The sequence below is a fragment of the Paenibacillus sp. FSL H8-0168 genome, from assembly GCF_038592955.1.
Classification (GTDB): Bacteria; Bacillota; Bacilli; order Paenibacillales; family Paenibacillaceae; genus Paenibacillus; species Paenibacillus polymyxa_B.
In genome coordinates this window covers 2,924,215-2,948,701 of sequence record NZ_CP151948.1, presented here as the reverse complement: position 1 = coordinate 2,948,701, position 24,487 = coordinate 2,924,215, and the positions used below count along the sequence as shown (strand labels likewise).

Here is a 24,487-nt window from a genome sequence, read left to right as displayed (position 1 = left end):
TCAGTAGGTCTTAAGGTTTTTTGAAAGTAAAACGCACACTTTAACTTAACTTATTACATGTATCGGCAAAATAGGGGTGACTTTTATGCCACTTCGGCTAGTATCCAAGTAAATGGGTTCTATAATAGTATTTACGTCTACCTGATATCGACGTCAGCCCTTTGCCATAATATTTGTAAAGTACCCTAGTTGAAACTCGCCATATCACCATTTGCGAATATGATTATTGCATATAGCGTCCTCCATCCATGACAACGGTTTGTCCAGTGAGATAACCAATTTTCGGATTGGCAAGTTGGAGCACAAGCCCCCCAACCTCGGATTTTTTACCCAGGCGACCCAGCGGCGTATTCCCGATAATCCCTTCCATCACAGCGTCATTTAATGAATCTGTCATTTCCAAAGCGATCGGGCCCGGCGCGATCACATTCACACTAATATTGTATTTTGCTAGCTCACGGGCTGAGGATTTGGTAATCCAATCAATCAGACTGGAAGCACCATAATGAGGGCCGAAGCTTCCTCTCGTAAAGCCGCTACAGAGGAAATAATAATAATTCTGCCTTCTTCACAAAGGATCTGTGATAATTTTTTGCATGTATTAAGCGAATTGTATATCCTTATAGCTGAAGCTTATTATCACCAAAAAGATTTTGAGACTGCTTCGTATTACTACAGACAAGACCTTCCTGCTCAATAACAAAAAACCTCAGGGCTCCTTCCAGATGGATAAGGTCCCTGGGGTTTAATCATTTATATTTCACTTATGGCTCAAAATGCTTAATAACCATGACCGCATTGTGGCCGCCAAAGAGGTCAAATCGATTTCAGTTTGATCATAATATATAACTTCTCGATCGCTAACTAAACGAATTTTTTACGTATCTCTAAAGCAGATTTTCCATTCGTTTCGTGGAGGAGTGTCCAGTAACCGTTATTGAATCAATCGTCCAATCTTTGACGGTCCATGTAGCACATTCCCTGATTGCTTTCGATGGTGCAGTTGATAAACGTGATGTTCTTCGAATTCCAGCCTAAATATTCTCCGATGATCAATGAATCATAAACGGTGATATTCTCGCAATTCCAGAAGGCGTCCTTTGAAATAAGCTTTGCATTGCGAATCTCCATATTCTTTGCTCCGTCGAATGCGTAGTTCCCCGCTAATGTGAAATCGTCGATGATGATATTTGCGCTATTCATTCCAAAATAATCGCCTTTTGCGGTCACATGATTCAAGTGAATATCTGCGCAATTCCATAAGGTTTCTTGCGCGTTGGGTAGATCGACTTTTGTCAGTCGGATCCCGCTCGAACGCCGAAATATCTTTGGTGCCTCTATTACGCTGTCACTGATGGCAATTTGATGTGTATACCATATTCCTGATCGGGCCATTTCAAGGAAAGTGCTGCTACTAACACGAATATTATTGCAATACCATAAGGGATACTTCCATTTGAAAATGCTATTATCGATAGTAATATCGTTGCTTTCCTTCAGTGGGGACTCGCCATCTGCAAAAATAGATTGTAATAGTAAGGTTATTTCTTTTGAAAAGTGCTCGTTCTCCAGTAAGTATTTGTTGATCGATCGTTTGCATAATACTGTCTCCAATCACTCAGTACTAGCTTCAAATATTCCCTGACCTCATATTCGTTTGATGAATATCCGCAGACTAGAAACAGAGGGTTCCTGGTTTATGAGAAGCTTCAATAGAAACGACAGCATTGATGTCTGCCGTTTCTGTGTGTTACTTCATTTATTAAAGTTTAGTATAATCTTCATCCATTACGGGTTCTAACCAATCTGTTTGTCCTGGTGTAAGAGCTAAGTGAACAAACCAGCTGTCCTTCGTAGCACCATGCCAATGTTTTACGTTTGGTGGAATGTTTACCACATCGCCTGTTTTGAGTAATTGGGCTGGCTTTCCATCTTCTTGATACCATCCTTCCCCGCCAGTAACCAACAACACTTGCCCAGCATGATGAGAGTGCCAGTTATTGCGGGCACCGGGAGCAAAGGTTACATTCCCAATTGCTGTATTGAGTGGTGCTGGATCGGTAAACACCATTTGTAAGTATGCGTCACCGATAAAATTTTTTTCGACTTTTTGACCCAATGGGAAGAGTGTGCTATTGCTTAAGTGCTCATTCTTCATTTTTTATCCCTACTTTCTTATATTTTTATTATTATCCAACGCGATGCTATCGACTTCTTACTTTTTAGGAATCATTAACGCTATTGGGCTTGCTCAATCGCCATCGTGAAACTGCCGTTCATTTTTACAAGCTTTTCAACTCCGACCTCAATATGACCTAGCTTTACAAGTCCACTTGAATAACCAAAATCTTGATAAAATATAGCCAAATTGCCCCAAGGAGAATAATAAGTAAAATCTCCAACGGAAGGATCGATGCCTGACGGCGCAGCTTCAATGGACAATCTTTTCTCTAGCCTGCTGATTTTTTCGGTTCCAGCATAATCCTCGAAGGTTATAGTCATTGGAAGTTGCTGTAAAAAATCTTGGCTGGTCGGATTATCGTACATGCTTACCATTACTTCCTCGTTGTTAAATATCAATTTTATTTTTATATTAGTTGTTTGATTGGCCACAGTTTTTCCTCCAATGGTATTACCGCCACAAGCCATGAGGGTAAGGGTCAGCAAAAAAACAAGGGATAGAGAAATCTGTTTCTTCACTAAATTCTCTCCACCTATTCCGGAATGATTTCATTTAAGCAACTTAAAGCGTTTAATGTTCTCGGAAAACCCATATATGGAAGGCAGTGAGTGATGGCAGTGATCATCATATCCTTGTCATTGCCCACATTCAGATTGCCCCGTACATGTGCCTTGACTTGACTTTCACAACCGCCCAGGCTGCTTAAGATACAGAGGGTCAGCAGCTCCCGTGTCTTCAGATCAAGACCTCCACGAGTATAGAAGTCGCCAAAACAGAAGGCAGAAAGATAGTCCTGTATATGCTTTTGATTGGATGGAGCATTATCCCTATTTTTTTCAATGATATCGCCAAAAATCTCTACCTGCACTGCAAGCCCATTGTCTAACCGATTCTCTTCTTCAACCTGCTTTGGGCTTTCGAGAGGTAACACTATATTTTCGGCCTTGAAAACTTCTTTAATCTCCGCGATGGCATTTAGCGTTTTGGGGAATCCTAAATAAGGCGCACATTGGTAAATGGCCTCTTTAAAAATAGTCCAATGAGCGCCTTTATTGATGTACATTAGGGGTTGGTTTCACGCGGTGCATACATAGAGTGAGCGCCAATACTCCTTTGATATGGAGTGCATCAAACGGATAATTTTTTTATCCCTTTAACCAGAATGATATAGGTAATTATAGATAATAAACTGGTAGAAAAAATAATAATTCCAAAAGGTATAGCGGAATTTTCGCCTGCAATTCCCACAAGCGGAGACGTAACGGCACCTAACGCGAATTGTAAGGTGCCGAGCACGGCAGAAGCGCTCCCTGCAATATGCCCTTGCGACTCCATTGCTAATGTAAAAGAGATGGGTCCAATGATCCCAATGGATAAGGCGAATAAGAAGATCGAAATAAACATAGCTGATAATGCTCCATGTACTAGTACTATAAATAAGACCGCAGCGGAAGATATAAAAGACAGTATTAATCCGATCAAAAATAGTCGACTTTCCGTTACCCGGCCTGCAAGCAGTTTGACGAATTGAGATCCCAAGATAATAGCAAGGCCATTCAACGCAAACAGAATCGAAAACAGTTGCGGCGAAACGCCGTATATGTTTTGATAAATAAATGGGGTACCCGCAACATAGGCAAAAACACCTGCGAACAATATGCCATTGACGAGAGCATATCCCATAAAAGACCGCTTTCGGAACAAGCTGTTATAATTTTTCATCAACGAACGGAGACTGCTTGGAGCACGTTGCTGTACAGGTAAGCTTTCCTTTAACCCCCATATGGTTATCCCAGTTAATCCTATACCTAGCACCCCTAAAAATATAAATACACCTAACCAAGAGCTGTATGACATGACCGTACTTCCGGCCGTAGGGGAAATTAACGGAGCGACATTGCTTATCATCGTTAGCAACGATATAAACTTAGTCATTTCAATCCCACTAAACCGATCTCGAACAATAGCGCGCGAAATAACGAGTCCGGCGGACGCAGCAACCCCTTGAATAAATCTTAAAAATATAAACCATTCTATGCTTGGTGCAAAAGCGCATCCAATCGAGGAAAGGATAAATAATATCATGGAAATCAACAAAGGCCGGCGTCTTCCATAAATGTCGCTTAACGGCCCCATTATCAACTGTCCTAACCCTAATCCTAACAGGCTAGTGGTTAAACTCGCTTGAACGGCAGTTGCACTTGTTCCAAAAAAAACAGCGATTTGCGGAAGTGATGCAAGATACATATCGACGGTAAACGGCCCCAGCGCCGAGAATGTGGCCAATATTAGAGCAAAACCGAGGGGATTTTTTTGGGTCTTATATTTCATTCCTTTAACTCCTATGATTGATTAAATGCACATTCTTTAAGCCAACGCATTTGCTTTAGGTTTTGTCGTTTTATTACCCTGTGACAGTATACCCCTCCGATATACAAAGGGTCTTAGATAAATTTCGGAAGATCTGTCTTTTCCTTATCCAACTCAAGGGCACACCACCCGGCGTGCCCTTGATATTTTTTTGCTGCAATGAATCCCTATTCGTTCCCCATCGTGCTGATGTCGATGACAAATCGATACCGGACATCCGAAGCAAGTACGCGTTCCCATGCCTCATCAATCTGATTAGCGGAGATAACCTCGATCTCAGGCGTAATGTGGTGTTCAGCGCAGAAATCAAGCATTTCCTGTGTTTCCCGAATACCGCCGATTGCCGATCCAGCAAACGACCGACGATGCGGGATAAGAGAGAATACTTGAACAGGCAATGCCTCCGGCGGCGCACCGACATTAACCAAGGTACCGTCCACTGCCAGCAGTGATAGGTAGGCATTCAAATCAATTTTCGCGCTCACCGTATTCACGATGAGATCAAACCTGCCGGCCAGCTTCTTAAATGTCTCCGCATCGCTGGTGGCATAATAATGGTCCGCTCCTAGTTTCAAACCATCTTCTTTTTTCTTCAAGGTTTGAGATAAAACCGTTACTTCTGCTTCCATAGCATGAGCGAGCTTCACAGCCATGTGTCCGAGTCCGCCAAGTCCAACAACTGCTACCTTCTTGCCGGAAGCAGCACCCCAATGGCGCAGCGGAGAGTACGTTGTGATCCCAGCACATAAAAGCGGAGCGGCGACATCAAGATCAATGCCGTCAGGAATTCGAACCACGAAATCTTCCGTTACGACGATGTGGGTGGAATAACCCCCTTGTGTATATTGTCCATATCTGTCGATAGCTGCGTAGGTACCCGTATGTCCATTAAGACAATATTGCTCCTCTCCTCTACGGCAACTCTCGCACTCTCGACAGGAATCAACCATGCAGCCAACTCCTACTCGGTCACCAACAGTATACTTTGTGACTTCCGAGCCAACCTGGGTGACAACACCGGCGATCTCATGTCCTGGAACGATAGGGTATTGGACTGGCCCCCAATCCCCACGGGCGGTATGGATGTCAGAGTGGCAAATACCCGCATACTTGATCTCAATGAGAACATCATGCGGCTTAAGATCTCTGCGCTCAATTGTAGTTAGTATGAACGGACCTTCTGGACCGAACACAGCACGTGCATTAGCATTAATCATATATAACCTCCAATGAATACAATTTTATCTATTAGTCCTTTTTTAGAAATTAGTAATGATTATTCACATTTTTTTATTAACTACCAAGTGAACATCCCTCCTTTCTAAATTTAAGTTCTCCTTATAGGTAATATTAGTGAACCGCAGAGAGCGGATAAACAAAACTTGTTGTTTTATCAACTCACGTCTATTATTATAAAAAAGAAGCCTAAGTTCAATGGTTAAAAAAGCGCAATTTGTTGAAATAACAACATCATCACGAAAAGTGTTCATTATTTTGAGTTGGTCAGGGGGAAAAGACTAAATGATAAAAGTGGATCGGAGAATTCTAAAAACGCAAGAATCCTTGAAAAAAGCCGTTATTGAACTGATGGCTGTAAAAAACTTCGATGACATTACCATTCAAGACATTGCAGACCAGGCAAACGTAAACCGTGGTACGATTTATCTTCATTATCAGGACAAATATGATTTGTTGGATAAACTGATCGAATCACACATGAATGAATTAGGCGAAATGGATGAATGGGCATGTAAGCTGGATTGGAGCAATGGACTTGTACCTTTTTTTGAGTATTTTGAGAAAAATTATTTATTTTTTTCGACTATGTTAGCCAGTAAAGGAGCCCCCTCTTTTAGAACTCGTCTTCTTGATTATGTTATGGGAGGATTCAGAGGTGAGATTGATAGAGAAAGTGGAAGAAATGTGGATTTAAATGAAGACGTTATGTTGCAATATGCTGGTACCGCTTATGTAGGGGTAATAGAATGGTGGATTAGAAATGAAATGCCGTATCCGCCACAAATCATGGCTGAACAAGTTGGAGCCTTATTGGAGAGAAGTCTATAGAGGGTTAAATAATAGGTTAAAATAGAGTCTATACTGATTGAAGATAACTGCCCGTTAGTTTATCAAAAATGGAGCAGCTACCAACCGGCAAACTGCTCCATGCTATTTTCAACTAACGTTTTTCGTCTGCTCAATGATATATCAGTAATCACTTCGCCCATTCCCTTAAATTATCCATTTATACCATAATGAACAAGTTTCTCGTAGCTCAAGCCTTGTTAATCTGATATGTTCAAATTGAAATACCATTGAAAACTCACTGCCGTCCGGGTTGCTATACAATTTGGCGATCTCTGGCGTAGCGCCCCATGTTTCTCCAACCGTCAGCAGATCTCCAGCTTTTTGAAACGTCTCCTTGCTGAGTTCCCTGATATACTTATGCAGATTTGGCCCGTTGCTGGTAATTTTCAAATCTGGTTCTTTTCCGATTAAGTCAATTACGTCAAGCCGAAAACCGCCTACACCATTGCTTATCCACCAATTGATCATTTCGTAAATCTCTTGTCGGACTTTTGGGTTCTCCCAGTTGAGATCCGGCTGTTTTACAGAAAAAAGATGTAAATAATATTGTCCTATCTCGGGTAACCATTCCCAAGCTGAACCACCAAATATGGAACCCAAGTCGTTTGGTGGCATTTCTCCAATGCCATCTCTCCAGACATAATAGTCATGGTACGGATTTTCTTTACTTTTTTTGCTTCTTGAAACCAGGGATGCTCATCATATCATCCAAAGACCCGAACATCGGATCGATATCCCGATAGTCCGAAATATCATAACCAAAATCATAATCAACTAATCTCATCAAAAAGGAATAGTCTGTCCCCAGAGCCCATGGTTCTATAGAGAAACTTGAAGGCCATCGAACCTGTTTTAGTCTGATAGATAGATCGTGCAATTGTTGCTCTGGAATTGAAATTTTGAACGGTTCCATTCATTGTTTCCTCCCTTGTAGATTAATTTACGATCAGAAGGATTCTATTGTATGATGGATCTGTTCATTAATAAAATTGAAATATTCAAAATCATTATCATTTTTATCGATAGAAATTAAACCTAAGGAGAACACCGATGGAAATTAGACACCTTATTACATTTCAGACGATTATCGAAATCGGAAGTTATACAGGGGCTGCATCGCAATTGGGGTACACTCAGTCCACGATCACTGCCCATATACAGTCGCTTGAAGAAGAGATTGGCGGGGAGCTTTTCACTTACGAAAGAAGGCATTTGAAACTTACTCCATTAGGGAGAGAATTAATACCTCTGGCAGAAGATCTACTGGCTACTCATGACCAGATTAGAAATATACGAAGCAACCAGGAAGTTAAAGGTGTTGTTAAGGTGGCTGCACCAGAGTCTTTAACGATTTCTAGATTAAGTCCGATTATAAGGGAATTCTCTTTGAAATATCCTCATGTCAAACTCATCCTTACCAACGGTACATGTGAACAAAACCAGGTTGACTTAATCAGTGGACGTGTAGATGTGGCTTTGATGGTCTACCCGGAAATAGATCCGGAAAAATGCATTCAACATTCATTATTCTTTGGCCCAGGAGAACATTGTCCTGGTGTGCAGCAATGACGGCCCAGACCATTTCGATGAATATAAGCGAGAGAACACCAACCATTTTTTTATAACGAATGAAGAAAGCTGTAGTTATCGGACCATGTTTGAAAGATATCTTGTAAAGCATGATATTCATCCATTTCAAACCATGGAGTTATGGAGTATAGAGGCGATTAAACAAACCGTGATGAGTGGGCTTGGATTTTCTTTTTTGCCTTATATTACAGTTAAAGAAGACGTGGATAGTGGAAAACTTAAAATTGTAAGTCATTCCGAAAAGTTCGATCCGATATATTCCCATATGCTGATTAAAAAGAAAAAGTGGCTATCTCCAACAGTGAAAGCTTTCTCTGAACTTGTTATAAAGTCGATACGTGAAACGGATAACGAGATCGAAAGATCAAGATGAGCACCATTGTTGGATAATTGGTATTATCGTATTATCTACTCGAATCATAATAATCTTTTTGCCTCTAGCTGCATGAGATGTCGTATCAGGTAATGAAATGACATCTGAGTAATGGTATTCGGAGGACAATAAAAAGACGACCTTCATGCTGGACCATTCAAAAGAGGCCGTTTTTTTCGCGTTAACATCGCTGATCCCTTTTCGCCAAACTCCGTTTGTTATGATTGACCATTACAAATCTCTCCTGGTTTTATGATTTGGAAGATGCACATCAGCAAATCGCTTCTAAAGCCAGAAGCTATCGTTGAAATGGACGAGACATACTTTCTGTAATCGGAAAAGAGCAAGAGGAACATCACCGAACGCAAGCCACGTATCGAGGCGGAAAAGCTAAATATCGTGGCATAAGCAAGGACCAAGTGTGTGTCCTCGTTGCCCGTGACCGTCAGAAAATGACTTACTCTGGCGTTCTTGGGCGTGGTCGCATTCGGACAACGAAATTAGATGAGGCGATTGGCGGTCATCTATCGGACCAAAACATGCTTTGCACGGATTCCTGGTGTGCATTCAGCTCCTATGCGAATGCAAAGGGCTTGGCTCATTACCGATTCAAGTCCGAAGGAAAACAACGTGGCAAAGGCGTGTGCCATATCCTAAACGTAAACAGCTATCATAGCCGCTTGAAGAAATGTGGCAGGTTAGTTGATTGAAATTACTTTTTTGAAAACTTGGTATGCTGAATCTCTAGCCACTTGATCTGTAGCTCTATCCGTCATTTGTGGTGCGGCAGTTTTGTTTTTTCCATCTTTAGGAGCATCATTACCCTGATAGTCCCCTATACTCCATCCTCCACCATGAACATACACCAAGACAGGAGTTGCTTCGGTTACACCTTCCGGCTTGAAGATGTTCATTTTTAACTCTCTTTTCTTCCCTTCGTCATTGTTTAGTTTATTTTTCATACTCTCTCTCCTGATATATATTCTTGGTGCCGATTTTGAATCTAATCCCGACGGCGGTTGGAAACATTTAATCTGAATTAGCGAGAATCTGGTTCAAAGCTATGCCTTAAGGCCTTTCAAATGATTCTCACTTTTTTGCTTTCTCGCATTCTATCAAGTTATCTAAACTTCTTATTAAGAAACTTTGATACAATGCTATTTCATCCTCATTAAATCCCTTGTAGAAAAAATCTCCGACTTCATCAATAATCTTTTTATTCAATTCCACTAAATTTTCGTTTCTATTCACTACTTTAATTATTGTTTTCCGTCTGTCTGTTGGGCAAGGCATAAAACTGATATGTCCTGCTTTTTCTAACTTAGTTAATATACTTGTTAAAGTTGACTTCTGAAGATTGGTAATCCTTGAGATTTCATGTATAGGTATTTCGTCTTTCCTCCAAAGGTAAAACAAAATTCTTGCTTGTGTTGCTGTTAAAGTATTAACCTCAGATTCCCTGTGTTTTCTCGAAACTATTCTAGCCAGCAATGCATCTATTGTTGCTGATAAAAAAACAGCTCTTCCTTCTTTTATAATTCCCATTTTTCACCTCCCTTTTCCTCGAAAATAGTACGATATCGTACTAAAATTTCTGCACGGTGTCGTACTATTTTCAACATCCATTTTAAATGCTTGCATTCATTATCTTTTACGACCTGTATGCTCGTGACTACAGCAGCTACATGAAGACCGAACCACAAAAATTCGGTTAACCTAGAGGAGAGAAACGTAAGAGCGTATATGATGATGCTTAGCAACAGTAAAGCAGGCTTATATCTAAAGGGGGTTATCGTTTGGAGCCCAATGACAGCACCAAACACAAAGCCAGCCGTTTTGACTCCGATTCCAATAAATACAATCATCGAAAGCAGGACATCAACTCTCTCAACGATCTTCAAAAGATGAATGTGCGTAAATATAATACGTAAAGCAATTGTGTCAAAAAGGTGACAAGGGTATGCCATCGCTTATAACTTTTCTCAAAAACGGCACCCACTTATAACTTAAACTTGGAAACTAAATCAGGAAGAAGGAAACGTAACTTACAACTTGAAATTCAAAACCTTGTTTACGTGAAATCTTTTTATCCCAAAGTGGAGATCATGTCAAAAAAGAAGATCATATAAACTATGAAACAAGTTCAGACCGCTTATTATTAACGATCTCATTCAGTCCTGAATTGGGAGACACACGTAGACTGGAGCGTGGTGACAGTATCGTATCGGAGATGTCAATGAAATAAGTCTTGTAGAATTTCTACAAGACCTAATCAGGTTTTCTCATACCATTCACAACTATTTCAGTTCCTTGCTTAATGGAGCCATCCAAATCACTTGCCGGTGGTTTAAAACCAACCATAAGATCCGCAGCTAGGTCAACATTTACACACCATCGTTCAAGCGATCAATAATACTTGAAATTTCCTTAGTTTTTGGTAGCGAGTGATTCTCCCAAAATGATTCGGAAATCTTCGAATACCTAATAATGTTGATATCAATAACGACAACATCTGTTTACCGAAAGGGGTGTTCATTCGCTTGGAAAAAATCACTTGCGAGTTCGTATAGGTCCTCGTTCAAATTCCCTGTTCTTTTAATTGCCTATCGGTAGTCAATAAAGGTAAGTCTGATAGCTGGGGGGTTCCAATAGACATTATCAATACTATAGTTTAACAGAGCCAAAAATAAAAAGCCGGGGTGATTCGGGCTTTTAGAGTATAACTACTCAAAGAAGCATTGAACTATATCTTGGGATTAGGTAAAGATGAAAGTTCTTCCTTTTTTTTATCAAGCTTCTGCTCAATCTTTAGTAGCTCCTCTCCCGCCTTCCGACAGGCTTTCTCAGCTTTTTCAATCTGTTGCTCGTATTCCTTCCTACGCAGCATGGGAATTAAGACACAATCGTACACCAATTCGTCTCCCTGCTCTCGAATCACAGCATTTAAAAGAACGGGAAGTGTTCCGCCGCTACCCGTTTTCATCATTAAATATATCTCATCTACGTGATGATTAAGCCGAATCAACGGTAAAAAATAAACCTGAAAGAAAATTTGGCTGGACCGATTTAGCAGGGATTCAAAACTGATACCGTTTACCCCTTGTTTTTCATATTCTAACAAGCGGCACAGCGTTGCATTGACGATGCGTATTGTCAGATTTTGATCCATCGACAAATAACCGCAGGGGGCATGATCCAACCGTTCGTCCATATTATGTGTGCAACTCGCTTTCCTGTATTGAATCGATTGAGGCAAGATATTCACTGATGAGTCTAATGGTTTCATCCGGATGGCTTACGTGTGGACAATGACCGGTTGCATCCATCAGTCGGAACTCGCTCTCCTTCATCTGCTGATGGATATAGGCTCCAGCTTCCATCGGAACGATTACATCATCGGAGCATTGCAAAATCAACGAAGGCACCACTACCTTACCGAGTTCCTTACGGTAATCAGAGAGAAACGTTGCTTCCGCAAAACCACGGGCTACCTTAGGATCGGTTGCGCAAAAACTCAACTCAAGATCTTGAGATAATTCCGGCCGGTCTGTATTCCCCATAATGACAGGAGCCAGCTAGCTCACCCAACCTTGAAAGTTTTGATCCATCAAGTCCAATAAATCCATCAGATCTTCCCGTTCAAACCCGCCGATGTAATCAGGTAAATCGTTCAAATATCGTGCAGAAGGACCAATCAGAACAAGCCGATCAAAGTATTCCGATCTTTGAATAGAGGCCAGCATACCGATAGTAGCACCGACGGAATGACCCACTAGAATGGCATTCTTCAATTCGAGCGCTGAACAAATGTCTAAGATATCCTGGGCATACCCGTTCAGATCATGATAAATACAAGGATTATAGGCCTGCATATCGGACTTTCCCGAACCTACAAAGTCAAACAATACCAGCTTGTACTTCTCTTCGAAAGCTGGTGCGACAAAGCGCCACATGTTCTGGTCACAGCCAAAGCCATGGGCGAATATAAGAGTCTTGGAACCAAAGCCCCTTACTTTGACGTTGTTTCGAATGAGAATTTGTTGGCTATCCATCGACTTTTCCTCCTGGTTACGATAAATTCTGTTCAATAAATCATTATACCACTATATCAAGATTTTTAAATTTTTTCTGACGTGCGTAATCATCTGCTTGACTCTTATCTGCGGTTCCACAAGAAGCTACGCATATCATTGGCTTAAAGGCTAGCCACCAATTCACCGATTTGATTTATAGTTTTACAATCGAAGAACCTAAGCTGGATTAAAGAGACTAACACCAGTTGAGTTACCGTCGCCAGTTTGCAGCTCCATTATCCACAATGTTTTTTCGGAATTAGGATTACTCGTTGGACTAAACTGCCTGTTAGCTCTTAACAGAGTACCGATAGTCTACAATGTAGTGTAGTGCTTAAGATCAAAAATAACAGCAGCTAGCATACCGATTAAAGCTATTTGATTTCCAATTTCTCAAAAAACGTAAACGTCCTAATTTAAGTATACATAAGAATATGTAGAGCTTCCCTGGAATTGCTGAAATTAACAATACATGCCGCTACTAATTGTGTGGCAGCATGCATTGGTTATGAAATGCATTTTCTATTCAAATAAAGTCAACTTTGTAAAGTGAAATATTTATTAAAAGGTAGGAGCAGGTAATTCATCAATTTTTATACGAAGTAAACTATAAGGTTTTTGTCGCAGGTCTTTTCCATAATGAAATCTTGCCTGCCGATGTAATTGGTTCACAATAACATATAAGTATTGATCTGGACCAATAGAAAAAGTATCTGGCCATAAAATTCTCGGATCATGTGCGATGGTTTCCATTATTCCATTCGGAAATATCTTTCGAATACTATCGTTTTCATAGTCACCAGCGTAAACGTTTCCTTTTGCATCGGTTATCAATCCATCAGACGCACCTTTTTCTCCCCAATACTGCACATGATAACGTAAATTGAAATCCGGTATCGTTCTGTCTCTTAGGGCTTCTGTTGAGATCGAGTATAGATGACGACTGGTTAATGGACAAAAAAATATAATTTTTCCATCAGGAGAAATCGCTATACCATCAGAGGCCAATCGAAAGGGAGATGTCGAACCATCTGTGTTTCGATTCATCAAAATTTTACCTTCCACTTTCGGTAAAAAATACGGATCGGGTGAAGTTGAATTTGCTCCATTTAACCGTCTAAACGCATTTCCATTTTCTAAATTTACGACTATAATAGCGCCTGGACCTTTGGAAGAAGAATCCGTTATATATGCGTAACCTGATTTACCAACACGAAAATCAAATCGGACATCATTCAGATACGTTGTCGGCAAGATTGCATCTTCTGCAAACGTGTATACTTTTCTTATTGTATTTGTTTTTAAATCTACAGCGACTAATTTTGCCCCTCCTTTAATAGGCTCAGAAAAATTTGGTGCAGCTGTATCCAGTACCCACAGGGTTCCCCTTCCATCAGCAATTACACTTTGGACACTGATGAAGGACATAGTGATATTCAAAGGATTTACCAAATTCGTTTCTAAATTAGGATAAGGCTGCAACCGACCCTCAACAATTTCCGCTACCGTAAATCTAACGTCATCTCCCCATTTCGGAAAGCAAATGAAGATACGCCCGGTTTCTGATACACTAACGCCTGTAGGCATAGCCCCATAAAATGAATAAACGAGTTCTAACTTACCGAAATATTCTTCCATAGGTAACATAGGTTTTATGATATCCTCCCCAACATATTTGAACGGATATTACCTATAATATGTTTAAAAACTTTTTCTAATGCCTGCCTCTTAATGATTCTTTTCTAACCATAACATAGAAGCACGCTGGGTAGAGTAACCCTTTGCTGGTTGTTGCGCCAGTTCTCAATTTTAATTGCCGTAGAAAGGTGAATGTTATGGATGTCCTGATCGAGCGAGCTTGCGGTTTGGATGTTCACAAGAAGTCCATTACCGCATGTGTCGTAACTCCCGAAGGAAAGCGATTAAGACGTTTCATAGCTACACGGTTTTCCTGCTTGATTTGATCGACTGGATCAAGCAACATTGCTGCACTCATGTGGCCATGGAAAGTACCGGCGTGTTCTGGAAACCGATCGTGAATTTGCTTGAAGCTGAAGAAATTCAGTTCCTCGTCGTTAACGCCCAGCACATCAAAGCCATTCCCGGCAGAAAAACGGACGTAAAAGATGCAGAATGGATTTGTAATCTGCTCCGCCACGGTCTGCTGAAACCCAGTTACATCCCAGACCGGAACCTAAGAGAACTGCGCGAATTAGTTCGTTACCGTTGCAGCCTGATTCAGAGACGGTCCCGCGAACACAACCGGGCCAAAAAGTGCTGGAAGGAGCCAACATTAAACTAGCTGCCGTTGTCTCCGACATCATGGGGTGAGCAGCAGCGACATGATGAATTCCTGATCGAGGGTGAAGAAGATACGGAAAAGCTGGCTGCATTCGCCCGAAGAACACTGAAGAAGGCTAGATACGATCCCGGGGATCGCAACACGCACCGTGGAACAAATTCTGCACGAAGTCGGGACCGACATTGGTGCGCGTTTCCCCTCCGACACTCATCTCTGTTAGTGGATAGGTCTAGTTCCAAGGCAGAACGAAAGTGGTAAACGAATATCCTCCAAGACTCTCGCAAAGGCAACAAATACCTTTGTTCGGCACTCATTGAAGTTGCCCATTCCGTATGCAGATCCGACAATTACTCGGGTGTTCAGTACCGACGCTGAAAAGGCAGAAACCGAGCGGCCGTGGCGGTCGCCCACTCCATCATGACTATTGTTTACCATCTCCTCACGCGCAGCAAGGATTACAAAGATTTAGGCGGTAATTATTTCGAAAAACGACAGCAAGAAGCAATTGTTAAACAAGAAGTTCGAAAGCTTTAGAATCTTGTTCAGGTAACTCTCACCGCTTCGTCAATCACGTGCAGCGATACAAGGAACCATTCCTGCAGCCATAAGGGTGGCCGAACTTGACAAACGAGGCCTCCCGCATCTTTGGTAATCCGGTAATCATTGTCGACGCAGGCTATAAGTTACTCGCTATGTGTCAAGCCCCTATCCCCAGCCGACCTGATATCGAACAGCAGCGAAATTTGGGCTATATTCTTGACAGTAATATTGAGAGCATGAAGAAATCCAATCTGTACGAACTGACCCTTATGGCTCTTATTCCTTATTATTCACGTGATCCCGAGACCAACGACTGTTGGATAACAGCTTTTGTGTACGTACATGGTATAGAATTCGCGCAGGTCAGTGTTATGGAACTGGATCGTAAATTTACAGATATTGATTTTAAACTCGTACAATTTCTTTGTGAGCTGGTTTCGGTAGAATTGCAAAAGAACGACTTTTATAATTACAATCCAGGAATGATGCATAGTTTTTTGCTTTCCGAACTGCTTACAGGCGAGCTCAATGATGCTAATGTCATCGCAATGCGACTGGCTCATCTGGAATGGACTCTTACACCTTACCTGAGAGTGCTGACCTTGACAGACCTGAAGAACGGCTTTTTTGACGGGAAAGTTCAGCTGGTTGCACAGCATATGATCCAATTACTTCCGGATAGCCGTTGGATCGTATATCAGGGACGTATTGTATTTCTCATTTCCCTTGTTGATTCATCCTGTAAAATCATTGCTGAAGACAAACGTATTCTGGAATTTCTCCAAGTAAACGGACTAACTGCTTCGCTGAGTGACTGCTTTAGTCATTTAACTTTTTTGCGAAAATATTATAAGCAATGCCTAACCGCCATTGAGATTGGTTTCCAAATTAATTCTAACAAGCCAGTGTATATGTATGAGGACTATCTCTGCGAGCATATTGGAAAAATCATATCGGAACAGAACGATCTCGCTGACTTCTGCCATCCAGTTATCCAAAAGTTAATTGCTTATGACAATGCCCACAAAACAAGTTTGCTATCTACCCTTGAAGCCTATCTTCAATATGTGGACACTCCAAATATTGCTGCTAAAACACTTTTTATTCATAGAAATACTTTGTTCTATCGAATCAACAGGATACGTGAGCTTTTCGAGATTGATCTAAGCGATGGTGATATTCGCCTGAAACTTCAATTGACTCTTCATTTTCTAAAACTGAAAACACAACGCGACGATCCTAAAGATCAGAGTATAGAAGGGTAAGCAAATGCAAAAAACATGCAGACAAAATTTCTTATCGCTACTTTGTCTGCATACTGGTCTTTTCTATCTATTTTCTTTATTTTTTCCAATTCCATCATTATTCAGCTTACCAGCTTTAGGCCAACTGCTGAACCGAGTACCATCGCGATGAACAGAATTCTCGCGGTATTACGCGGTTCACTGTAAAAGATCATGCCCAATATGGCACCGCCAGAAGCTCCAATACCGGTCCAAACAGCGTAGGCCGTGCCCATTGGTAGTGTTTCCATGGCCAGGGATAGAAACAAGAAGCTCAATCCAAAGCCTGCAAGCAGGTAAAAAGCAGACAGGAAATTCCGATCTTTATGGAGCTTATTAATCATGAGAACTCCCATCATCTCAAATACGCCTGCCAAAATTAGAAATACCCAGTTCATACGTCAGTCCACCTCTTTTCCTTGTTTCTTCTCTTTGCTCTGTATTTTGAGCCCTACAACTCCGAGCAGAAGCACCCCAATTAGCAACAATTTAGATCCTTGTACCTCAGCACCAAACAACAAAATTTCTGCTAATACAGTGCCGGCCGTTCCCAACCCGACAAATACTGCATACACCGTACCTACCGGAAGCGTACGGGAAGCCATAATCATGAGTATGAAACTTACTAAAATGGCAACTAAAGTGCCCCCCCACTCTAACCAGCCGCTGGCATGTTTCAGGCCGATGACCCATCCAACTTCGAATAATGCCGCAACTACAACAGATAACCATGTCTTGTTCATTTTGTGCTTCCTCCTTTTTGATAATGCTGCAAAGTAGTATGGATTTATAGCAGCAATAAAAAAAGCCTGAGAGAATACTGCATACAGCAGTTTTTCTCCCAGGCTTTTATCCCTCCGTGGCACAGTACGACGACTGTGAGTTTTCTCTCGGACCAGCCGATATTACATCGCGGAACCCTAGAAAACATTTTCGAATTCAATTATAGTTAATATTATACACAGTAGTGAATAAATTATAATATAAAATAATAAAGAATTCTTATATCATTCTAAACTTGTATCATTGTTTTGGTCATTATGAAATCAATTTGTTCTTCATCACCCATATAAAAAGAGTGTGCGCCAGTTTGAACAAACCCCATTTTCTTATAAAAAGCAATGGCGTTTTCATTTTTTTCCCATACGCCGAGCCAGATTTTCTTTTTATTATGCTCCATCGCAATTTCCATAGCTTTATTTAGCAGATATTTACCAAGCCCATGTTTTTGAGATTTGTTTTTTATATAAATCCTCTCAATTTCGAGCGACTCATCACCCATTTTTTCAGATTGGGCGTCATTCATATTTACCTTTAAATATCCAGCCAGTTCTTCATTGAAATAGATGAAAAAGATTTCTGAAGAGACGTTGGACAATTCCTCCTCCAACTGTTTAAAGTTAAATGCTTTTTCCAAATAGGCTTTCATATTTTCAGGTGAATTCTGATCTTTAAAAGTATCATTAAATGTTTCAATACTTATTTTTTGGAGTATTTGTAAATCTTCACGGTTGCACTTTATTATTTTTACAGTCACTTAATGTATCGCTCCTTCATGTAAATCAATAATTTCTCTTGTTCCCCTTTTTTACAAATTCCCAGTCTTCCCCTATATTTTCTCTCACTCTTTGAAGAAGATTGAAAATGGTTTCTACTTCTCTTTCCGAAAATCCCTCTAATGCAACGTTATTGGAATAATCATTTTCTCTTTTTATAAAAGGATAAACATTGTTCCCTTTATCTGTTGGATAGAGTTTTTTAATTTTTTGGTTATGGTTATCTTCTTTCTTTTCAATAAATCCATTAATTACAAGTTTTTTTATAGCACGAGATGCAGTTGTTCGATCTACTTTTATCATCTCAGCTAACTTTTCTTGAATGATTCCTGGGTTTTCACATATTCTCACAAGGTACAAATACTGCCCTTTTGTAAGGTCATATTCTTTAAATTCGATATTACTTATAGAATCTAATGCCCTTGCGATCATTCCAATTTCACGAAGTACTTCCTTCATAGTTAACTCCTTCGCACCTATTTTATTGCAAATGCAATAAAAATGATATATATTGAATTTACCTTATTTTTATTGCATTTGCAACATAAAATTATGTTAAAGAGGTCGAGTAAAGTGAGATATGTTTTTTTCGTATTAGGAATTTTTATATTATCCCTTGGAATTTCGTTCACTATACAATCAGACCTTGGGACTTCACCTTTTGATGCACTTTTGGTAGGACTGTCCATAAATGTAGGGCTTACTGTGGGAAGTTGGGAAATCATAATAGCTATAATATTGATATGTTGTAATTCGCTTTTAAAAAGACAAAGACCTGAAGTTTTGGGGTTGTTAACAGCATTTATAACGGGTATTGGTATTGATATGTGGCTTTTTTTATTACACAATTTGATAGCACCTGAACTATGGTACAGCAAAGTTGTTTGTTTTGGAATTGGTTTAGTTGTTGTAGGATTAGGAACTGCAACATATTTAAAGACAAATTTTGCACCAATTCCAGTTGACCGATTAACATTAATCATACAAGAATTAACTAGAACAAATCTATTTTTTTCGAGAACACTCATCTATCTTATATTCTTGATCATAGCAGTCATTTTAAATGGACCCATTGGCATTGGAACTTTGTTAACCGTTTGTTTAGGGGGGCTAATACTCAATTACTTTATGCCACTTACTGAAAAAGTACTTGACCGCATATTAACACACTCTGATACATCACTAAATCATGAGAAACATAAAAAGCATTCTATATAGAATGCTTTTTATGTTTCTCAATTAACCTGATCTGTTAAAAGATGTAATATCCAAGTTGACACTGAAGCTTGATGCTCATATCTCTTTGTTTCGATCTTAAGTTTGTCTAGAAGAATTGGTACTGTTATTTGTCTCTCCATTGGTACTTTAATTGTGTCTAATTCATTTTTATAATGTGTTTGTATTTTGAAGGTCAATTAATAAAGGAGTGTAGCTTTATGTTCTGTGGATTATCTGCTTTTCCACTCACCCCAGTTAACGAGACAGGTATTAACGAAAAAGCATTTGTGACACTAATTCAACGATTAGTTGCAGCTGGTGTAGACTCAATTGGTGCATTGGGTTCAACTGGAAATTATGCATATCTTAATCGAGAAGAACGTTTACGTGTGCTTCGACTTGCTGTCCATTCATCTGAGGGGATTCCCGTGATGACAAGTATAAGTGCGATTCGTACTTCTGAAGTACTTCGATTAGCGGAAGATGCACAAAGAGCAGGAGCAAGCGCAGTGCTGTTAGCTCCTGTTTCTTACCAGGCATTAACAAATGAAGAGGTATATTCGTTGTATGAACAGGTGACAAGCTCGCTCTCTATTCCGCTCTGCGTATATGATAATCCGGGGACTACACATTTTCATTTCAGTGATGAGTTGCACGGTCGGATTGCTGAGCTGCCTAACGTTCGTTCTATCAAGATTCCTGGAGTGCCTTCTGATCCTGAAGCAGCCAAGGCACGCATTAGAAAACTGCGAACGGCCATTCCTCCCCATGTAACTATAGGAGTAAGTGGAGACTCATCCGCAGTCACTGGCTTGGATGCAGGCTGTGAAGTATGGTACTCAGTTCTTGGTGGTTTGTTTCCAAGGGCGTGCCAAAAAATGACCCGTTTGGCCCAGTCCGGTTTTGCTGAAGAAGCGAAACAACTCTCGGCGCTACTTGAACCGCTTTGGTCGTTATTTCGTCAATATGGCAGCCTTCGCGTTATTTCAGCAGCAGCAGAAATAAGTGGCTTGATCTCAAGTCCCAGTCTTCCTTTGCCCTTACAACCATTGAATCAATCAGCTAGAGAACACTTGAAATTCATACTAAAGGATCTTCAGTCTACAGAAACATTCTGTTCACCATTCGGCTAATACCTTTTCGAAGGGGAGACTACTAAGCACGTTTGCATTAAAATTTTTCGTTATGAGTGTTGGAGGAACAACAGATGTGGTTCACATTTGCAATTGGTGCTGAACGTGTTCTAGAGGCTTTGAATTACATTGTCCTAGAAGCAAACTCATTACCTCTCGAAGTCGATAAGGCTATTTCGAGACCTTATTGTCCAATACTTTGCTGAACTACCCAAGCATTCGTAATTTCTTAATCCTTTTCTTCGTTAGCAACAGAACTATCTACTAAAAAAAGCCAGCTATAATAGCTATAGCTGGCTGTTATACGTTTTTTCAATTTACTTCCAAGATCAAATCCATGCTGTCCTGTGTTAAACCAAATTTGAAGATGAAACGCTAGGTTTTGCAGGAATCACATGTAATAACTGTTTTGAATTTGGATCCTCCAGATTCACATGCACTTGATCATAATTAAATGAATTCGTAACAATAACCATTACCGTAGGATCATAACCCGCAGCCTTAATTTGCTCCAAGTTAAACTCAACTAATTTGTCATCAATGCCAATTCTATCATTTTCCTTAACCAATGGTTTAAAGTGTTGTCCCTTTAATTTCACAGTATTAATACCGATATGAATCAAAAGTTCTATACCGGAATCAGATACAATGCCAATCGCATGCCCGGTTTTGTACACGCTGCTTACCGTTCCGTTTACCGGAGCTGTAACAATTCCGCTAATTGGAACAATCCCTGCTCCTTTACCCATCGCTTCAGAAGCAAACACCTCATCGCTTACACTGCTTAAAGGAACAATTTGGCCATTAACAGGTACCACAACCTCGTTTGGATTTGCTTGATCACTCAAATTCGTCACACTCTTATTCGAAACACCGAAGAAATAAGTTAAAATGACGGCTCCAAAGAATGCAACAATTAATCCGATGACTTCTCCAATGAAACCTTGGCCTAAATAAGTTGGAATAGCCAACAAGCTAGGAAATGTAAATGTGGATGCATGTACTTCAAACGATCCAATAACAGCGCCTCCAATACCAGCAGCGATCATTGCACAGTAGAATGGACGCTTTAATTTAAGGGTTACGCCGTAAATTGCCGGTTCAGTGATACCAAAAATGGCTGTGATTGCTGCAGAACCCGATAGGCCTTTGATTTTGGCATCCTTGGTTTTCAAAAATACGCCTAGAGCAGCACCTGCTTGAGAAAGTACGGCTGCACATACAATCGGCAACCATTGGTCGTATCCTTGATTAGCGACATTGTTTATCATCAGCGTAATCAGCGCCCAATGGACTCCGAAAATGACAATCGACTGATGGAACGCTCCTAAAACCAACCCAGCAAGTAATGGGGAGAAACCAAAGATTGCTAACAATACCATGGCGAACAGGTCACTGATCTTTGTGCCTAGAGGGCCGATAACAGCCAAAGTTAGAGGCAACATAATCACTAGAGAAACCAGAGGGGTTAGCATATTACGAATTGATTCCGGAAAGAATTTGTTCAACAAAGGTTCCAAGTAAGAGAGGCCCCAAATCGACAACAGAATGGGAAACACCGACGCCGTATACGTAATTGGTATGATCGGTATGCCAAAGAAATCAATCGTTTGTGAATTGGATACGATCTCTACTAAAGACGGATGAATGAGTGCACCAGCTAACGAAACGGCTACGAATGGGTTGACTTTCAGCTTCTTGGCCGCAGTAAATGCCAAGAAAATCGGCAAAAAATAGAAAATGGCATCACTTGCTGCATTCCATATTTTATACGCACCACTGTCGGTCGATATCCAGTTCATTGTTGTAAATAAAGCTAGAATGCCTTTCAAAATTCCGGATCCAGCCAAGGCTCCCAGAAATGGCGTAAATACGGCCGAAACAAAATCCATCAACTGACTGACAGGATTAAATTTCCCAGTTATTTTTTCTGAAGCGCTTTCATTGTTGCTAGAAACATGTAATGCCATTCCAGGTAATGATGTTAGTGCATCATAGACTTGAGCAACGGAATTACCAACAACCACCTGATACTGTCCGGCACTATTGACGACGGTAATAACCCCATCTGTGTTTTCAATCTTTTTAGTATCTGCAGCACTCACATCATTTAATTTAAATCTCAACCTAGTGGCACAATGCCACACCGCATTTACATTCTCTTTTCCTCCTACGCCATCCAGAATATCCTTTGCCAATTTTTGATAACTCATAGTTGTCCCCCCTATTATAAATGCCCGGACCATTTTCCACATACCGTATAACTGACACGATACAAAATGATCCGGGGGTGCCTTAATCATTCAGTCATTCTCATCCTAATCGTTGGTGGTTCTATGAAGATCCTCGCCGTTTGAATCAATAACTTGCTTATACCAGTAAAAACTATCTTTAAAATGGAATTGTCCACTTCCGTTTCCTTCATCATCATAGTCCACATAAATAAAGCCATATCTTTTGCTCATTTCAGCAGTACCTGCACTGATGATGTCGAAAGGGGCCCAGGTACAATAGGCAAAAACATCTGCCCCTTCATGTATTGCCTCTTTCAGTGCTGCAATATGCTCCTGGTGGTATTCGATGCGATAATCGTCATGAACTTTATTGTCCGCTGTTAAAACATCTTTAAATCCAAGACCATTTTCAGCCACCATCATGGGAACATGATACCTGTCCCAATATTTAGACATGCAGAGATATAATCCTGAAGCATTTATAGACCAGCCCCAGCGATTCGCTTTCAAATGGGGATTTTTGACGGTAGAATTAGGGTCCATCGTATTCTCACTAGCTTTAACAGTATTTGACCAGTAATAAGAGACTGCAAGGAAATCGGCTGTATTGTTCCGAAGCAACTCTTTCTCCGATTCCGTAATTTCCAGCTGGATGTCATGGTCTTCGAAATACGTCGATGCATATTCTGGATACTCGCCTCGAATCAGAACATCGCTGTAGAAATATTGCATTCGATTCCGTCTGAAATTCAGTTCGACATCTGCAGGTTCACATGAATAAGGGGCGGTTAATGTATCGGCCAACATCATTCCCATTTGAAGGGATGGATTTAGCTTGTGGCCAAACTCAGTAATCTTTGCAGAAGCAACGAATTGGTGATGAACCGCTTGAAACTTAGACTGCTCGTAATGATCAACTTTATCTTTCAGTATGCCAAGGGAGGCAAATGCCTCTTTGTGGACAAGGTTAATTTGATTGATAATGATCCAATATTTAACGATTTGGTGATATCTTTGCAGGACGGTTTGCCCATACTTCACGAAGAAATCAATCAGTTTCGGGTTTGTCCAACCGCCATATTGCTCAACCAAATTTAAAGGCATTTCATAATGGAAAATCGTGACGATTGGCTCAATATTTTTTTCTTTCATGTACTCAAATAATCGATCATAGAAGGCCAAACCCTGCTCGTTTGGAACGGTATCATCTCCATTCGGAAAAATCCTGCTCCAAGAAATAGACAACCGCAATGTTTTTACATGCATGTCTGCTAACGCATCGATATACTCACGGTATCGTTCGTAGAAATGTACTCCTTGGCGCTTAGGGAAATAGTATGTCCCATGTTTGTATTTTTCGTATGTTTCTGAATCCATGTCATTAAAATGTAGATCAATAGGATCAGCTCCTGGAATAAACGGCTGAATATCAGCGGTACTTAGCCCTCTTCCATCCCTGCGATGTGCACCTTCTACTTGATTAGCAGCAATAGCTCCTCCCCACAGAAAGTCTTTTCTTATTTTGCTCATGTACGTTTCCCCCAA

At 40.5% G+C, this 24,487-nt stretch carries 21 protein-coding genes, 7 pseudogenes and 1 riboswitch; of the genes and pseudogenes, 8 read left to right on the top strand and 20 right to left on the bottom strand.

The window, feature by feature from the left end:
- Positions 1-223: 223 nt before the first annotated feature.
- The 7 genes and pseudogenes from MHI21_RS13100 to MHI21_RS13070 form a co-directional block, all read right to left on the bottom strand.
- Positions 224-523, bottom strand: a pseudogene (locus tag MHI21_RS13100) (SDR family oxidoreductase); the annotation flags it as partial.
- A 419-nt stretch (positions 524-942) separates the two neighbouring features.
- On the bottom strand, positions 943-1,614 hold the full coding sequence (locus tag MHI21_RS13095) for a DUF3737 family protein (RefSeq protein WP_342418320.1): 672 nt from the start codon (positions 1,612-1,614) through the stop codon (positions 943-945).
- 148 nt (positions 1,615-1,762) lie between these two features.
- Positions 1,763-2,158 carry a cupin domain-containing protein gene (locus tag MHI21_RS13090; RefSeq protein WP_250261329.1) on the bottom strand — a complete coding sequence of 132 codons (396 nt, stop codon included), beginning with the start codon at positions 2,156-2,158 and terminating at the stop codon, positions 1,763-1,765.
- A gap of 80 nt (positions 2,159-2,238) precedes the next feature.
- Positions 2,239-2,700, bottom strand: coding sequence for a cyclophilin-like fold protein (locus MHI21_RS13085; protein ID WP_342418319.1), 462 nt, complete (start codon positions 2,698-2,700; stop codon positions 2,239-2,241).
- Positions 2,701-2,714: 14 nt separating this feature from the next.
- Complete coding sequence (locus MHI21_RS13080; protein WP_342418318.1) at positions 2,715-3,245, bottom strand: carboxymuconolactone decarboxylase family protein; 531 nt, start codon at positions 3,243-3,245, stop codon at positions 2,715-2,717.
- A gap of 65 nt (positions 3,246-3,310) precedes the next feature.
- The gene (locus MHI21_RS13075; RefSeq protein WP_342418317.1) at positions 3,311-4,513 is read right to left on the bottom strand and encodes a multidrug effflux MFS transporter; all 1,203 of its coding nucleotides are present in this window, start codon (positions 4,511-4,513) and stop codon (positions 3,311-3,313) included.
- A 206-nt stretch (positions 4,514-4,719) separates the two neighbouring features.
- Positions 4,720-5,769, bottom strand: coding sequence for an NAD(P)-dependent alcohol dehydrogenase (locus MHI21_RS13070; RefSeq protein WP_342418316.1), 1,050 nt, complete (start codon positions 5,767-5,769; stop codon positions 4,720-4,722).
- A 304-nt stretch (positions 5,770-6,073) separates the two neighbouring features.
- Between MHI21_RS13070 and MHI21_RS13065 the strand changes: the two genes are divergently transcribed.
- The gene (locus MHI21_RS13065) at positions 6,074-6,619 is read left to right on the top strand and encodes a TetR/AcrR family transcriptional regulator (protein WP_165179876.1); all 546 of its coding nucleotides are present in this window, start codon (positions 6,074-6,076) and stop codon (positions 6,617-6,619) included.
- A 225-nt stretch (positions 6,620-6,844) separates the two neighbouring features.
- On the opposite strand, the pseudogene MHI21_RS13060 reads toward MHI21_RS13065, so the two are convergent.
- Positions 6,845-7,406, bottom strand: a pseudogene (locus MHI21_RS13060) (alpha-amylase family glycosyl hydrolase); the annotation flags it as partial.
- Between the two features lie 60 nt (positions 7,407-7,466).
- Positions 7,467-7,553, bottom strand: a pseudogene (locus MHI21_RS13055) (hypothetical protein); the annotation flags it as partial.
- Between the two features lie 137 nt (positions 7,554-7,690).
- On the opposite strand from MHI21_RS13055, the pseudogene MHI21_RS13050 reads away from it, so the two are divergent.
- Positions 7,691-8,603 (top strand): annotated as a pseudogene (locus tag MHI21_RS13050) (LysR family transcriptional regulator).
- A gap of 300 nt (positions 8,604-8,903) precedes the next feature.
- A pseudogene (locus MHI21_RS13045) lies at positions 8,904-9,289 on the top strand (IS1595 family transposase); the annotation flags it as partial.
- Between the two features lie 12 nt (positions 9,290-9,301).
- Here MHI21_RS13045 and MHI21_RS13040 read toward each other — a convergent pair.
- The gene (locus tag MHI21_RS13040; RefSeq protein ID WP_342418315.1) at positions 9,302-9,565 is read right to left on the bottom strand and encodes a hypothetical protein; all 264 of its coding nucleotides are present in this window, start codon (positions 9,563-9,565) and stop codon (positions 9,302-9,304) included.
- A gap of 127 nt (positions 9,566-9,692) precedes the next feature.
- Positions 9,693-10,148 carry a MarR family transcriptional regulator gene (locus MHI21_RS13035; RefSeq protein ID WP_342418314.1) on the bottom strand — a complete coding sequence of 152 codons (456 nt, stop codon included), beginning with the start codon at positions 10,146-10,148 and terminating at the stop codon, positions 9,693-9,695.
- 251 nt (positions 10,149-10,399) lie between these two features.
- On the opposite strand from MHI21_RS13035, the gene MHI21_RS13030 reads away from it, so the two are divergent.
- A complete protein-coding gene (locus MHI21_RS13030; RefSeq protein WP_342418313.1) occupies positions 10,400-10,534 on the top strand; it encodes a hypothetical protein in 135 nt (44 codons plus the stop codon).
- Between the two features lie 812 nt (positions 10,535-11,346).
- On the opposite strand, the gene MHI21_RS13025 is transcribed toward MHI21_RS13030, so the two are convergent.
- From MHI21_RS13025 to MHI21_RS13015, 3 genes and pseudogenes are all read right to left on the bottom strand, one after another.
- Positions 11,347-11,814, bottom strand: a complete 468-nt coding sequence (locus MHI21_RS13025; protein WP_341161390.1) for a PAS domain-containing protein — start codon at positions 11,812-11,814, stop codon at positions 11,347-11,349.
- A gap of 1 nt (position 11,815) precedes the next feature.
- A pseudogene (locus MHI21_RS13020) lies at positions 11,816-12,655 on the bottom strand (alpha/beta hydrolase).
- 582 nt (positions 12,656-13,237) lie between these two features.
- Positions 13,238-14,332, bottom strand: a complete 1,095-nt coding sequence (locus MHI21_RS13015) for an L-dopachrome tautomerase-related protein (RefSeq protein WP_341163676.1) — start codon at positions 14,330-14,332, stop codon at positions 13,238-13,240.
- Between the two features lie 179 nt (positions 14,333-14,511).
- On the opposite strand from MHI21_RS13015, the pseudogene MHI21_RS13010 reads away from it, so the two are divergent.
- Together MHI21_RS13010 and MHI21_RS13005 are read left to right on the top strand one after the other, a co-directional pair.
- Positions 14,512-15,512 (top strand): annotated as a pseudogene (locus tag MHI21_RS13010) (IS110 family transposase).
- 86 nt (positions 15,513-15,598) lie between these two features.
- Complete coding sequence (locus MHI21_RS13005; protein ID WP_341161391.1) at positions 15,599-16,783, top strand: helix-turn-helix domain-containing protein; 1,185 nt, start codon at positions 15,599-15,601, stop codon at positions 16,781-16,783.
- A 101-nt stretch (positions 16,784-16,884) separates the two neighbouring features.
- Here the strand turns inward: MHI21_RS13005 and MHI21_RS13000 are convergent, their stop codons facing one another.
- The 4 genes from MHI21_RS13000 to MHI21_RS12985 form a co-directional block, all read right to left on the bottom strand.
- Complete coding sequence (locus MHI21_RS13000; RefSeq protein ID WP_023988641.1) at positions 16,885-17,199, bottom strand: multidrug efflux SMR transporter; 315 nt, start codon at positions 17,197-17,199, stop codon at positions 16,885-16,887.
- A gap of 3 nt (positions 17,200-17,202) precedes the next feature.
- Positions 17,203-17,544, bottom strand: a complete 342-nt coding sequence (locus tag MHI21_RS12995) for an SMR family transporter (protein ID WP_053325459.1) — start codon at positions 17,542-17,544, stop codon at positions 17,203-17,205.
- Positions 17,545-17,637: 93 nt separating this feature from the next.
- Positions 17,638-17,736: riboswitch (guanidine-I (ykkC/yxkD leader) on the bottom strand.
- Positions 17,737-17,813: 77 nt separating this feature from the next.
- Positions 17,814-18,338: a GNAT family N-acetyltransferase gene (locus tag MHI21_RS12990; protein ID WP_053325458.1), complete on the bottom strand. Its 525-nt coding sequence runs from the start codon at positions 18,336-18,338 to the stop codon at positions 17,814-17,816.
- Between the two features lie 25 nt (positions 18,339-18,363).
- Positions 18,364-18,816 (bottom strand): MarR family winged helix-turn-helix transcriptional regulator, encoded by a 453-nt coding sequence (locus tag MHI21_RS12985; protein WP_023988638.1) that lies wholly within the window; start codon positions 18,814-18,816, stop codon positions 18,364-18,366.
- Between the two features lie 114 nt (positions 18,817-18,930).
- Between MHI21_RS12985 and MHI21_RS12980 the strand changes: the two genes are divergently transcribed.
- Positions 18,931-19,575, top strand: coding sequence for a YitT family protein (locus MHI21_RS12980; protein ID WP_342418312.1), 645 nt, complete (start codon positions 18,931-18,933; stop codon positions 19,573-19,575).
- Positions 19,576-19,793: 218 nt separating this feature from the next.
- On the top strand, positions 19,794-20,708 hold the full coding sequence (locus MHI21_RS12975) for a dihydrodipicolinate synthase family protein (protein ID WP_160790423.1): 915 nt from the start codon (positions 19,794-19,796) through the stop codon (positions 20,706-20,708).
- A gap of 350 nt (positions 20,709-21,058) precedes the next feature.
- Here the strand turns inward: MHI21_RS12975 and MHI21_RS12970 are convergent, their stop codons facing one another.
- A complete protein-coding gene (locus MHI21_RS12970) occupies positions 21,059-22,921 on the bottom strand; it encodes a beta-glucoside-specific PTS transporter subunit IIABC (protein WP_342418311.1) in 1,863 nt (620 codons plus the stop codon).
- A 105-nt stretch (positions 22,922-23,026) separates the two neighbouring features.
- Complete coding sequence (locus MHI21_RS12965; protein WP_250261356.1) at positions 23,027-24,472, bottom strand: glycoside hydrolase family 1 protein; 1,446 nt, start codon at positions 24,470-24,472, stop codon at positions 23,027-23,029.
- Between the last annotated feature and the right edge of the window lie 15 nt (positions 24,473-24,487).